The organism is Methylobacterium gossipiicola, assembly GCF_900113485.1.
GTDB lineage: Bacteria > Pseudomonadota > Alphaproteobacteria > Rhizobiales > Beijerinckiaceae > Methylobacterium > Methylobacterium gossipiicola.
On sequence record NZ_FOPM01000044.1, the window covers coordinates 1 to 12892 of the forward strand.

Annotated in this window: 9 protein-coding genes and 2 pseudogenes; 8 read left to right on the top strand and 3 right to left on the bottom strand. The window is 69.2% G+C overall.

Annotation, left to right across the window (positions count from 1 at the left end):
• Positions 1 to 874 precede the first annotated feature (874 nt).
• The 6 genes from BM249_RS20415 to BM249_RS20440 all read left to right on the top strand — a co-directional run bounded on the left by BM249_RS20415 (position 875) and on the right by BM249_RS20440 (position 7069).
• Positions 875 to 1954, top strand: coding sequence for a glycosyltransferase (locus tag BM249_RS20415; protein WP_091975420.1), 1080 nt, complete (start codon positions 875 to 877; stop codon positions 1952 to 1954).
• 4 nt (positions 1955 to 1958) lie between these two features.
• Entirely contained in the window at positions 1959 to 3110 is a 1152-nt protein-coding gene (locus tag BM249_RS20420) for a glycosyltransferase family 2 protein (RefSeq protein ID WP_091975409.1), read from the top strand.
• A complete protein-coding gene (locus BM249_RS20425; RefSeq protein ID WP_091975411.1) occupies positions 3110 to 4177 on the top strand; it encodes a glycosyltransferase in 1068 nt (355 codons plus the stop codon). Before BM249_RS20420 ends, BM249_RS20425 begins: the two co-directional genes overlap by 1 nt.
• Positions 4178 to 4342: 165 nt before the next feature.
• On the top strand, positions 4343 to 5395 hold the full coding sequence (locus BM249_RS20430) for an endonuclease/exonuclease/phosphatase family protein (RefSeq protein ID WP_091975413.1): 1053 nt from the start codon (positions 4343 to 4345) through the stop codon (positions 5393 to 5395).
• Between the two features lie 73 nt (positions 5396 to 5468).
• Positions 5469 to 6221: a PIG-L deacetylase family protein gene (locus BM249_RS20435; protein ID WP_091975414.1), complete on the top strand. Its 753-nt coding sequence runs from the start codon at positions 5469 to 5471 to the stop codon at positions 6219 to 6221.
• Positions 6218 to 7069 (top strand): glycosyltransferase family 2 protein, encoded by an 852-nt coding sequence (locus tag BM249_RS20440; RefSeq protein WP_091975416.1) that lies wholly within the window; start codon positions 6218 to 6220, stop codon positions 7067 to 7069. Before BM249_RS20435 ends, BM249_RS20440 begins: the two co-directional genes overlap by 4 nt.
• 47 nt (positions 7070 to 7116) lie before the next feature.
• Here BM249_RS20440 and BM249_RS20445 read toward each other — a convergent pair whose 3' ends face one another.
• The 3 genes and pseudogenes from BM249_RS20445 to BM249_RS20455 all read right to left on the bottom strand — a co-directional run bounded on the left by BM249_RS20445 (position 7117) and on the right by BM249_RS20455 (position 10711).
• Complete coding sequence (locus tag BM249_RS20445) at positions 7117 to 7887, bottom strand: potassium channel family protein (protein ID WP_091975418.1); 771 nt, start codon at positions 7885 to 7887, stop codon at positions 7117 to 7119.
• Between the two features lie 261 nt (positions 7888 to 8148).
• Positions 8149 to 8458: pseudogene (locus BM249_RS22065) on the bottom strand (Na+/H+ antiporter NhaA); the annotation flags it as partial.
• A gap of 105 nt (positions 8459 to 8563) precedes the next feature.
• Positions 8564 to 10711 carry a TonB-dependent siderophore receptor gene (locus tag BM249_RS20455; protein ID WP_091975422.1) on the bottom strand — a complete coding sequence of 716 codons (2148 nt, stop codon included), beginning with the start codon at positions 10709 to 10711 and terminating at the stop codon, positions 8564 to 8566.
• A 680-nt stretch (positions 10712 to 11391) separates the two neighbouring features.
• Here BM249_RS20455 and BM249_RS20460 point away from each other — a divergent pair.
• Together BM249_RS20460 and BM249_RS20465 are read left to right on the top strand one after the other, a co-directional pair.
• Positions 11392 to 12546, top strand: coding sequence for a glycosyltransferase family 2 protein (locus BM249_RS20460; RefSeq protein ID WP_244528890.1), 1155 nt, complete (start codon positions 11392 to 11394; stop codon positions 12544 to 12546).
• Between the two features lie 57 nt (positions 12547 to 12603).
• A pseudogene (locus tag BM249_RS20465) lies at positions 12604 to 12892 on the top strand (helix-turn-helix domain-containing protein); the annotation flags it as partial.

Here is a 12892-nt window from a genome sequence, read left to right on the forward strand (position 1 = left end):
CTCCGCCCTGTCAACCCAGACAATCCAGCGAACCGGACCGCCCAACCAGACAAGACAGCATCCAAGAGACAAAAACAGCGGACCATCCAGCCAAGGCCGGATCATCCATCCGCAACATCTCCGAGATGACCGGCCAACCCGCCCCGCCAGTCCCGAAAGACCCGCTGGCCGCCGCCGATGAACAGGCTTCTAGAGACCCAACCCCCGCCCGTCAACGCCCAAATGACGAACCGATGCGCTTTTCGAGAAGGTTCCGTGACGGGCGGGCGTAAGACGCTGAAAACGCAAGGAAACGGCATTCTGGTGGAACGGGTGCCGCGCCGATCCTCTGATGTCCCCTCCCCTCTCGGCTTCAGAGCGATGCCGCATTCGAGCCGGCCTGTGCTTCAGAGTTGGGGCCACCCGGCTTGGCGCTTTGGTTGTGACGCGTCTCATGTGCGATCAACCGTCCCGGTCGGCCCGCCAGTGTCCAGGGCTCCGAAGGGCGCTGTGCCAATGCAGCGACGGCGCCGAAGCTCCATCGTCCGTCGGTCTCATGAATTCCGATGTGTCGGTACGCCGCCCTCTCCCCTGCCGGCTCTCGGGGCGCGATCGTCGGTCAAGTCAGGGATCGTTCAGCTAATCCGTGAAAAACAGAAGACCCCTCGCCTTCGAGCGGACCGGATTCTCAATCGTGACTGCAGCGACCTCGAAGCACTCGTTCGATACGCCGACCGCTTTCGAACGCTCCCTGGATCTCGGGCTACGCGGCCTTGGCGGCGCGCCACAGGTCAGATCCTTGCCGGATGTCGCCGGACGCGGCTGGGGGGCCACCGTCGCCGGTCGTCATGCCGCGCCGAAGCGCCATGCCCTCGCCGAGCAAGTGTCCAAGCCTTTGAAGATCGCCATCATCGCGCATCTCAAGTTTCCCATCGCCCAACCTTTCCCGGGCGGCCTCGAGATGCACACGCATTTCCTCGCCAGTGCCCTGCGGGCCAGGGGACACGCCGTCACTCTCTATGCGTCCGAGGGCTCGCAGGCCGATCTCGGCCTCGTCCCCATCTGCCCCCCCACGGGCAGCGCGTTCGACGACGCCTCCGCCGAGCGGATCGACCGCCTCGAGGCCGAAGCCTACGAGACCATCATGGACGCCGTCGCCCTCGGGGATTTCGACATCGTCCACAACAACAGCCTTCACCCCCTGCCGCTGTTCCGGGCGGGTGAGGTCCGGGCGCCCATGGTGACGGCCCTGCATACGCCGCCCTTCGAGCCCTTCGTACAGGGCGTGCGCGCCCGTGCCCATGACATGACCTTCGCGGCCGTCTCGGACTCCCTCGCCGAGGAATGGTGCGAAATCATCCCCCGTCCCCTCCTCATCGGCAACGGCATCGATCTCGACGCCTTCGCGTTCAACCCCGCCCCGAAGGACCCGCCCCACGCCATCTGGACGGGGCGATTGGTGCCTGAGAAAGGTCCGCACCTCGCCATCGATGCGGCCCGGGCCGCCGGCCTCCCCCTGCTGTTCGCCGGTCCGCAGGCCGACATCACCTATTGGGAGACCATGATCGCCCCCCGCCTCGGCCCGGACGTGACCTATCTCGGGCACCTGTCCCACGCCGAACTCGCCCGGCGCGTCGGCGAAGCCCACGTCACCCTATGCAGTCCGCGCTGGGAAGAGCCGTTCGGCCTCGTCGTCGCCGAATCCCTCGCTTGCGGCACGCCCGTGGCGGCGTTCGGCCGGGGTGCCATCCCGGATATCCTCGATGCGTCGTCCGGCGTCCTGGCGAAAGCCGACGATGTCGCCGACCTCGGCCGTGCCGTCACGCAAGCCATCCGCCTCGAGCGCCATGCCTGCCGGCGCCGGGCCGAACAGCTGTTCGACGCCACCATCATGACCGACCGCTACGAGGCCCTCTATCATCAGGAGATGCGCGTTGCCGGGCCGGTGATTCACCGCGTCCTCGACGAGGCCTGAGCCCGTGACGACCGAGCATGGCGGAACTGCCCCCCTCGCGCGGGTTGTCGTCTGCGTCCCCGCCCGCAACGAGACCCTGACGCTTCCGCGGCTGATCCGGTCGCTTGCGGATCAGGCCGGAGCCTCGCCGGAGGCGCGTCTACGCGTCGTGGTGCTGGCCAATAACTGCACCGACCGCACCGTGGCGGTCCTCGAGGCCCTCGCCCACGACCCCATCGGCGCCACCCTGCGCCTGCGGGTCATCGAGGCCAGCCTCGCCCCCGAGGTGGCCCATGTGGGAACCGCCCGGCGCATGGCCCTCGAGGCGGGCCGGGCTTGGCTGGAAGACGAAGGTGTGACGGACGGCGTGCTCATGAGCACCGATGCCGATGCCGTCGCCCCGCCGAACTGGGTTTCGGCCAATCTCGCGGCCCTGGAAGGGGCCGACCTCATCGGGGGGCGCCTCGTCATCGACCCGGAAGCCGAGGGGCCCGATCCGGTCGTGGCCGATCTCCATGCCCGGATCGAGCGCTACTGGGCCGGCGTCCGTGCCCTGGAAGACTTGATCGATCCGCCTCCGCACGATCCCGCGCCGCGTCACGGCGACCATGTGGCGGCGAGTCTCGCCCTGCGGGCCGATCTCTACGAGGCCGTGGGCGGCCTACCCCTCCTCGCCTGCGGCGAAGACAACGCCCTCGTCGCCCGTGTTCGTCGCGCGGGGGGACGAGTCCGACACTGCCCGGCCGTCTCCATCGCGGTCTCCGACCGGGCCGCCGGAAGGGTCGACGGTGGCATGGCAACGGAGATGCTGCGCCGCGCGCGGGTCGCGGAGGGGCGGGAAGGCTACTTCCTGCCGCCGGCCCGGTTTTGGCTCGCCCTCATCGAGCGCCGCCGCGATTGGCGCCGCGCCTGGGAGAGCGGTGCCGACTGGCCCGATGCTCTGCGCCGCCTCGGCCTGCCGCAGGCCGTCATCGATGCCATGGTGACCGAAATCGCCGCAGAGCCCTGCCCGAACGCCATCGCGTTCGTCGAGCGGCTCGACGGCCTGGCGGGCGCCCTGGGGCCGGAGCCCGAGCCACAGCCCCTCGACCAGGCCCTCGCCGACCTCGACGCCCTACGCCTGCGGCTCCTCGCCGAGGGGCACGGCACGCCGGTCGGCGCAATGCCGGCCGCCTGATGCGGCGGCCCATCGGCTACTATGTCCACCATCAGGGGGCGGGACATCTGGCACGGGCGCGCCTCCTGGCGGAGGCCCTCGACCGGCCCTGCACCCTCATGGGGACCTTCGCGGGTGCCGACCCCTGCGTGCCGTCCTTCCTCGATCTCCCCGACGATCGCATCACGGCCGATTTCGATGGGTGCGATCACGCGGCGGACCGGCCGCTCGCCCTGCACTATGCCCCCCTCGGCGTCGACGGGTTGCGCGCCCGCATGGCCGGCATTGCCGCCTGGGCGGCGCAGGCCGATCCGGTGCTCCTGATCGTCGACGTCTCCGTCGAGGTGGCGCTGTTCGCGCGCCTCCTGTCGGTGCCGACCCTGGTCGTGCGCCTCGCCGGGGACCGCACGGACCCGCCCCACCTCGAAGCGTTCCGGAGCGCCGAGCGGCTGCTCGCGTTCTTTCCGCAAGCCCTCGACGGCGCCGCGAATCCCGACTGGGTCCGGGCCAAGACAGACCATCTCGGCTTTCTCGCCGCCGATCCCGTGACGCACCGGGCGGAGGAAGACGGGTCCATCGTGGTGGTCTACGGGCGCGGGGGCGTCGGCGGGTCCGCTTCCGATCTCGCGGCGGCGGCCCGTGCCACGCCGGAGCGGACCTGGCATGTCGTCGGCCCGGTGACGGGGGACGGGGCCGACGCGCCGACGAATCTGCGTCTGCACGGCTGGGTCTCCGATGTCGGAGCCTTCCTCGACCGCGCGACCCTGGTGATCGGAGCCGGTGGCGATGGCCTCGTCTCCAGCGTCGCGGCGCGGGCCAAACGCTTCGTCTGCCTTCCCGAGGCGCGAGCCTTCGATGAACAGGCGACCACGGCCCGCGCCCTGGCGGCGCTCGGGGCGGCCATCCATTGTCCGGACTGGCCGGCACCGGAGGCATGGCCCGGCGTGGTGCGCGCCGGCCTCGCCCTAGACCCGGAGCGCATCGGCAGCCTCGCGCGAACCGGTTCCGTCGGGCGGGCGGCGCGGCATATCGGCGACCTCGCGGACCGTCTCGATCCGCGGGGCCGCGCGCCCTCTCGGGTCCCCTGAGGCGGTGCCACGTCGCGAGGCGAAGGGTCGAAGCGCCGCGATTCCCTCGCGGGCGAGGGGCGCAAGGGCACCTCGGACTGTGCGGTTCCCACGGGGGGCACCAATCGTGGCGCCGCCGCGTTTCATCGATCTTGGCCGTCACCGGCCGCAAGCAGGGGACCGAGCGTGGCGGGATGGGTCTGGGGATTGAAGGGCATCGGCGGGCTGCTCGTGCTCGCGACGCTGCTGCCGTTCCTGCGCAGCGATGCCGGGTTCATCCGCACCTTCGATTTTCCCCGCCTGCAGGTGGCGGTGGCGATCCTGCCGGTGATCGCCCTACTCCTGGCGTTCGCCCGTGACGCGAGCGGGCTGGTCCTCGCCGCCGCCCTCGTGGCCTGCTTCGCCTATCAGCTCACCCGGATCGTGCCGTTCACGCCACTCCACGCGCCGCAGGCCGTCGCGGCAGCCGAGGTGACGGGACGCGAAGACCGGCGGGTCTCGATCCTCGTGGCCAATGTCCTGCAGGACAACACCGATCACGACGCCCTCCTGCGCCTCGTGACCCGACACGATCCCGACCTCGTGCTGCTCCTCGAAACCGACGACCGCTGGAGGGACGCCCTCGCTCCCTTACGCGCCCGCTATCCCCATGCCGTCGAGCAGGCCCAGCCCAACACCTACGGGCTCTTATTCTACGCCAAGCTTCCCCTGGAAGATCCGCGGATCCGGTTCCTGCTGGAGGACGACGTGCCGTCGATCCGCACGGGCGTGGTGCTGCCGTCGGGCGACCGCTTTACGTTCCACGGCGTCCATCCCCGCCCGCCCCATCCCGGACACAGCTCCGCGCCACGCGACGCCGAACTCGTGATGGTCGCGCACGAGGTGCGGAAGACCGGCGGGCCGGCGGTGGTGGCCGGCGACCTCAACGACGTCGCGTGGTCGCGCACCACCACCCTGTTCCAGAAGATCTCGGGCCTCCTCGACCCGCGCATCGGGCGGGGGCTGTTCCCCACCTTCAACGCCAACTGGCCGATGCTGCGCTGGCCCCTCGACCACGTGTTCTTCAGCGACGACTTCCTGCTCGGCCGCCTGGAACGCCTGCCGCATATCGGCTCCGACCATTTCCCGATCCTCATCTCTCTCTACCGGTCGGAGGCCGCCCCGAAGGTCCAGGAGGCTCCGCGAGCCGATGCCGCCGATCTGGAGGCCGGGCGTGAAGCCATCGAGGCGGCGCAGTAACACTCCGGCCGCTTGATCTCCCCCGCCGCATCGGTGATGCCGGCGCCGACACACGACACGAAGCGAGGCTCCCATGAATGTCGAAGGGTTCTTTGCCGCCGCGAGGCAATTGCCCGTCGCCCCCCTGGAGGCCCTGGTGGGCGACAAGGGACTTGTCGTGGTCGCGCCCCATCCCGACGACGAGAGCCTCGGCTGCGGCGGTCTCATCGCCGAAGCCCGCCGCCTCGGCCGCGCCGTCCGCCTCGTGGTGGTGACGGATGGGTGCGGCTCGCACACCCATTCGGCGCTCTATCCGCCCGAGCGTCTGCGCGCCTTACGCGAGGACGAGACCCGCGCGGCGGTGGCGGAACTCGGCCTCGCCCCCGAGCACGTGCGGTTCCTGCGCCTGCCCGATGCCCACGCGCCGAGCGCCGGCCCGAAGGCCGAGGCCGCCGCGACCGCGATCCTCGAAGAGGTCGATGCCTGCGAGGCGGGCGCGGTCTTCGTCACCTGGGGGCACGATCCGCACTGCGATCACCAGGCCTCTGCCGCCATCGTCGGGCTGGCTCAAGGCATGCGTCCGACCCTGACGGCCTTCGCGTATCCGGTTTGGGGCTGGACCCTGCCGGCCGAGACGGAAGTCGGTGCCGCCCCCGAGGGCCATCGCCTCGACGTCTCGGCGCATGTGGCTGCGAAGGGGCGCGCCATTGCTGCCCATCGGTCCCAGACCACGGATCTCATCCACGACGACCCCACGGGGTTTCGCCTCGCCCCCGAGATGATCGCGAATTTCGAAGGCCCCTACGAGATCTTCATCGCGCTGCAACCGGAAGCTATCCAGCCGTGAGCATCAGCGTCATCACCCTGAACAAGGGCCGCGACGCCCACCTCGCCCGCCTCCTCGAAGGCTTGGCGCGCGGCGGCGCGTTCGACCAGTGCATCGTGGTCGAGATGGGGGCGGAGCCCCCTCCCCTGCCGGATTACGGCTTTCCCATCCGGCGGATCGTCCTCGACGCGCCGGGTCTGCCCCTCGCCCGCGCCCGCAATGCCGGCCGCGCGGCGGCCTCGGGCAAGCACCTCGTCTATCTCGACGTCGATTGCATCCCCTCGGCCGACCTCGTTCCAAGCCTTTCCTGCGACCTCGACGAAGTCGACGGCCTGATCTGCTGCGAGCTGCGCTACCTGCCCGAAGGCGCCGTGACGGACGATTGGATGGAGCAGGACCTGCGCGCGGCCGGCCGGCCGCATCCGGTGCGGGTGTTCCCCGAATACGGTTACGCACCGACGGACAATCCCGGGCTGTTCTGGTCCCTCGCCTTCGGGGTCCGCGCCAAAACCTTCGACCGCCTCGGCGGCTTCGACGAGGGCTTCGACGGCTACGGGGCCGAGGACACGGATCTCGCCTTCCGCGCCGCCGCCGCCGGAGTCCCGGTGCTCCTCACGGCGGGGGGCGAAGCCTACCACCAGCATCACCCCGCCTGCGATCCGCCGCTCCAGCACTTCGACAGCATCGTCCGCAACGCCCGCCGTTTTCACGCCCGTCACGGCTTCTGGCCCATGGACGGATGGCTCGACGCGTTCGCGCGCCTCGGCCACGTATCGAAGGACTGGCGCAACGACGATCTCGCGGTGCTGCGCCCGCCCTCCCCGGCCGAGATCGCGGCGGTGCGAGTGGCCTCCGAGAGCCCGTTCTAAGGTCCCGCGACGGTCCTGCCCCTCAGGCGACGACCACGACGGGGCCGTCAGTCCGCTCCCTCGTCGGGGATGTTCAGGATGTTGCCGCAGGCCTTGCAGTGCACCGCGTCCGGTTCGTGCCGCTGCAATCCGCAGGCGGTACAGGAGAAGCGCACCTTGTAGGGGCGGAACACCACCTGCGCGAGGCGGAAGAAGAGTGTCACGCCGCAGATCATCACGAAGACCGAGATCAGCCGACCCGTCGGTCCCGGGAGGGTGATGTCGCCGTAGCCCGTCGTCGTCAGCGACGTCACCGTGAAGTAGAGGGCGTCGATGGGCGTCTGGATCGCCGGGTTGGTGCCGTGTTGGGTGGCGTAGACGATGCCCGTCATCGTGAACACGAACACGCCGAGGTTGGTCGCGGCCAGGATCGCGTCCTCGTTCCGGCGAAAGACCTTGCTGTCCTGCCGCAAGCGCTCCAGCAGGTGGTAGGTGCGCAACAGGCGTAGCGTCCGCAGGATGCGCAGGAAGCCGACGCCTTCGACGACGACGGGGGCGAGGAACGAGGCTACGGCCACGAGGTCCGCCCATGTGCTGAGATGCCGGAATTCACGGAGGGGCGCGCGGCTGATGGCCAGGCGGCAGGCGCAATCCGCCAGAATGCCCAGGCCCAGCGCCAGGTCGCAGGCGATGATCCAGGGCATCAGCGGCAGAAAGGAGGTGACGATCACGAAGGTGACCGTCGCAACGTCGAGCACCAGCAGGGCGTAGCGGAAAGAATGCGCGCGCCGGGTGTCGGCCTCGTACAGTTCGCGCAGGGTCGCGGTAAGTCTCGGCATCGTGGGATGTGCGGTCCGGTTTGAAGTCGAGGAATGCCACACGGGCGCACGACCGGCCAAGGCGGCCTCGATGCCGGCGCGGGCCGTATCGCCGATCCCGCCTCGGCACACCGGAGCGAGCCGTAATGCGAGCGCCCCGCCGCCATGGCGGCGCGGGAGCCGAGCAGCACGCCGATCATCGGTCTCGGCTTCGAGATGGGGCTCCTGCGCGAAGGCGAGGAGGCCGATGAACAGGCTCATGGTGAAGCCGACGCCACAGAGGAGGGAGACGGCGTCGATCCGCGGCCACGTCGCGCCGGCCGGACGCTGCCCAGCCGAGTCGCACCGTCGCGAGTACGAAGCCGAGGACACCGATCGGCTGGCCGAGGAGCAGACCGAGGGCGACGCCGAGGGTCATCGGATCGAGGAGCATCCCGGGGGCGAACCCCGCCAGGGATACGCCGGCATTGGCGAGCCCGGACAACGGCAGCACGAGAAACGCCGACCACGGATGCGGGGCAAGTTCGAGCCTGTGCAGGATCGTCCGGGTCGCCGATGCTGAGGCGCAGCGGGATCGTGAGAACCTGCCCACCCGAACCTCCGAGGCGCGCGCGCAGGCTGGCCTTCGCGTCGTTGACGGCGGCCGGCAATCCGCTCCGGTCGCCGTCGGCCATGCTCCCTTGTCCGCCCCCGCCCGTCAGAACCGGTAGCTGAGCGAGCCGAGAATCGTGCGCCGCGTGCCCACGAAGCAGTCGCCGCGCGCGAGGCAGGTGGACTGATACTTGGTGTCGGCGATGTTGGAGACGTTCAACTGCGCCCGCCAATGGGCGTCCTCCCAGCCGATCAGCGCATCCGCCAGGGTGACGGCCGGGGTGTTGAAGCTGTTGAGCGAGCCATCGAAGGATTCGCCGATATAGCGGACGCCACCGCCGACGAGGAACGAGCCGGGCAGATCCGCGAGGGTGAAGCGGTGCGTCACCCAGAGTGAGGCGAGGTGCAGCGGCATCGTCTCCACCCGAGCCCCGGCATTCTCGCCGGCGGCATAGCGGACATCCGTGTAGGCGTAGCTCGCGATGATGTTGGTGTCGTCGTCGATGGTCGCGATGGCCTCGATATCGCCGCCCTGAATCTTGACCCGGCCGATCTGAACCGAGAACGGCAGGCCGCTCGGATCGGGGGCGAGGCGGTTGCGCTCCACCGTATCGTAGAGGGCGGCGTTCAGGGCAAACCACGGCGTCGGGTTGTACTTGAAACCGCCCTCGATCTGCTCACCCGCGATGGGCCGGCAGGTGCCCGTGGTGCACACGTTGGCGCCGAAGATCGGGGTGAACGAGGTCGCGTAGGAAACGTAGGGCGTGATCCCGTTCGTGAAGGCGTACATGAGGCCGATCCGGCCGGTGGTGGCCTCGCTCGCCGTCGCATCGGCACCGCGCGTGGCGCTGCTCACCCAATCGTGGCGCACGCTGGCGAGGAGAATCCACTGGTCGAGCCGCGCTTGGTCCTGAAGGTAGAGGCCGGTCTGGTTCTGCGACACCACCGTCGGCGCGCCGAGGGTGGGCGGCGTCACCCGGTCATAGACCGGGGCATAGAGATCGAAGGGGCGGGGATCGAACCCCAGGCCCATGCGGGTGCTGTCCCATTGCTGGCGAAAATCGACGCCCGCCAGCAGGGTGTGGGCGATCGGTCCCATGTCGAACCGCCCCTGCAGGCTCGTATCCGTGGTGATCCGATCCTTCACTGAGCGAATCTCGCCGGTGAACCGATTGACGGTCCGGCGCGCCGGATCGAGGAACGGCGCGTTCGGCTGATCCGGGCTCGGCGTGAGCGTGTACACGTTGGGGTAAGCCGACTGGTACAAGCCGTCGATGTGGCTGAAGCGCGTGTTCTGCCGCAGGACGAGATCGCCCTCGAACCGATGTTCGAACAGGCTGGTGATGGACGTCGTCTCGGTCTCGTAGCGGTTGAATTTCGGATCGCCCGTGAAACGGTTGAACGGGATGAACCCGTTCGGGCCGGGATAGAGCGCCCCCTCGCGCGGCAGGAAGCCGTCGGACGCCCCGAAGGCATCCTTCTGGTGCAAGCCGATCAGCGTCCAGTTCGTGTCGGCGGAGGGCCGCCAGGTGATGGATGGATTGAGGACGTAGCGGTCGTTGGCGACGAAATCCGTTTGCGCATCGGCGAGGCGTCCGACTCCGACGAAGCGGTAGAGGAACTGGCCGTCCTCCGTGAGCCGCCCCGTCGAATCCGTGAAGGCCTCCTTCCAGCCGTAATTGCCGAACCGCACGCCGGCCTCGTGGAACGGCACATCCTGAGGCCGCTTCGATACGAGATTGACGAGACCGCTGACGGGGCTCGCACCGTACAGCGTCGAAGCGGGGCCGCGCAGGACCTCGAAGCGGGAGAGGGTGTAGGGCTCGGGCCTGGGTTCGTTGAAGGAATCGCGATCCTTCAGGCGCAGGCCGTCGAGGAAGATCGCGGCATCCGATCCGCGAATGCGCGGGTAGTCGCCGCGCGTGCTCGGCCCGTAGGCTTCGGCCGCGACCCCGGCCGTGTAACGCAGGGCTTCCTGAATGCTCGTCGCCGCTTGCTCGCGGACCTGCTGCTCGCCCACCACCGAGATGGATTGCGGCGTCTCGGCGAGCGGCGTGTCGGTCTTGGTGCCGGTGGCGCTCCGCTTGGCGAGGTAGCCCGGGACGGGACCGAACGCGCTTTCCCCGCGCCCTCCCGTGCCCGAACCATTGCCCGCGACGCTGAGCGTCTCCAGGGTCACGCTCGTGGGCGCGCCCTGCGCCCGGCTTTGTCCACACACAAGGGCTCCCGGTACAGTCGCGAGCGCAGCAGGCATCAGTGCCGAAGAGAGAAGACGGGAGAGAAGACGCGACACGGGAGTCCTGAGAACACGTGGAATTGATCGATCACGTCATAAAAATGCGCCTCGCCCCGATCAATGCGGGAAATGCAGTATACATTTGAGTGATTTTAGACCTGGTTGGCTTTTCATGTTCTGTTGCATCGATGCAACCACAGCTTAGAACTAAAATAACTTGTGTTCCGTATCTAAGAATTTCTTATTGTCGTGGCTCCGGTCTTCTCGTGCCACCCAGGGTCGATTGCCTTGGACGGTCTGCACGTGACGGATTCTCCGTCGTGATCCGAGACGATACGGCGTCCGCTCGATGAACGTGGTCGCGGGATCGACAAATCCGCGCGGCGCGTGAGGACAACCGAACTTCGCCGTTCCGAGGGAATCGGATGGCGTTCGGATTCCGCCGTTTCCGCCTGATGAGCGCGGCTCGAGCCCCCTCGACCGGCCCCTTCCGGGAAAGAATCAGGGCTTCACGCGCGCCGGCGACCGAATGGATCGAGCCGACATGGTTCCCATCGGATCGGCCTGAAGCTTGACCATCCACGGCGGACCGCGCTCCTGCGGACCGTCCCCGCCACGGCGGCCATTGTTCCGCTTATGCAACCTGCTAGGGACCCTGCCTGCCGTGCTTCTGAGAGCCGGTCGCCAGGAGTCCCGACGTGCCCGCGCCTACATCGCCGACCTCGCCCAGCGCCGTCATCGCCATACCGGTCCGCAACGAGGCCGAGCGCATCGAGGCGTGCTTGCGCGCCATCGACGCCCAGACCGGGCTTGCCCCCGGCAGTCTCGGCCTCGTGCTGTTCCTGAACAACTGCACCGACGGTACCCTCGGCCTCGTGGAAGCCCTGCGGCCTCGCCTGTCGGTGCCGATGCGGGTGACACACGTGGAGTTCGCCGGGGCTCATGCCGGCTGGGCACGGCGCGAAGCGATGAACGCGGCGGCCGAGTGGATCGGACCGGACGCCGCCGCCGGCACCATCCTGTCCACGGATGCCGACAGCCGGGTTCCGCCCGACTGGGTGGCGCGCAACCTCGCGGCCCTGCGCGCGGGGGCCGATGCCGTCGCGGGCCGAATCGAACTCGATGCCGATGAAGCCGCCCTGTTGCCGCCGTCCCTGCACACACGCGGCCGACTGGAAGACGCCTACAGCGCCCTTCTGACGGAGATGGAGGCGCGCATCGATCCCGATCCGTACGATCCCTGGCCGTGCCACCGCACCACCATCGGGGCCACCCTGGCGGTGACGCGGGACGCCTACCTCGCCGTCGACGGCATGCCGGCCATCGCGCTCGGCGAGGACGGAGCTTTCGTTGCCGCCCTTCTGCGCCAAGGCTTTCATGTGCGGCACGCCCCCGACGTGGTGGTGACGGTGTCGGGCCGCCTCGTCGGCCGGGCGCCCGGCGGCGTCGCCGACACCATCCGAGCCCGGTGCGAGAAGCCCGACAGCTTGTGCGATGCCCGCCTGGAAGCCGTGCCCCGCGCCGTGTTCCGCTACCTCTGCCGCCGGCGCCTGCGCCGGCTCCACGCCGGTGGCCGCCTCGCCGAGACGCAGGGCTGGGCACGGCTCCTCAAGATTTCCGAGGCCGACGCTGCCCGCATCGCCGCCTTGCCCCTCGCCGGCCTCGCCGTCGCCGAGGCGGAACGGGTCAGCCCGCGCCTCGTCTATCGGCCCCTCGGGCCATTCGAGCTGCCGCGCCACATCCGGTTCGCCACCTTGGCCCTCGGGCCGATCCGGACGCTGACCCGCCTCGCCAATCGCCGGATCGTCGCTCCGCCACTGCGCTCGGGCGCGGCAGCCTTGCCGACCCCCTAGGTGTTTGATCCCGCGGTGTGGTGGTACGATTGACCATCACGCTGCGAGGGATGCGCTATGGGCCAAATTCTTCACGGGGCGCCCGCACGACGGAGGCAGTCCGTCGCGCGATACAGCTACGTCAAGAGAGCGTGAGAGCGGCGGCCAAGCGCTACGGCGTCAGCCCGACGACGATCCAGAAGTGGCGTGATCGGGAGACGACGGCTGATGCCGCCATGGGTCCGAAGGAGCCGCGCTCGACGACGTTGACGCCGGAGGAGGAGGCGATCGTCGTCGCTTTTCGGCGGCATACCCTGCTGCCGCTGGACGATTGCCTCTACGGCCTGCAGCCCACGATCCCGCACCT

Bases quoted from the DNA above. Each gene is read 5' to 3' on its own strand.
- BM249_RS20445 (WP_091975418.1), bottom strand. From the start codon at position 7,887: ATGCCGAGACTTACCGCGACCCTGCGCGAACTGTACGAGGCCGACACC.
- BM249_RS20425 (WP_091975411.1), top strand. From the start codon at position 3,110: ATGCGGCGGCCCATCGGCTACTATGTCCACCATCAGGGGGCGGGACAT.
- BM249_RS20455 (WP_091975422.1), bottom strand. From the start codon at position 10,711: ATGCCTGCTGCGCTCGCGACTGTACCGGGAGCCCTTGTGTGTGGACAA.
- BM249_RS20435 (WP_091975414.1), top strand. From the start codon at position 5,469: ATGAATGTCGAAGGGTTCTTTGCCGCCGCGAGGCAATTGCCCGTCGCC.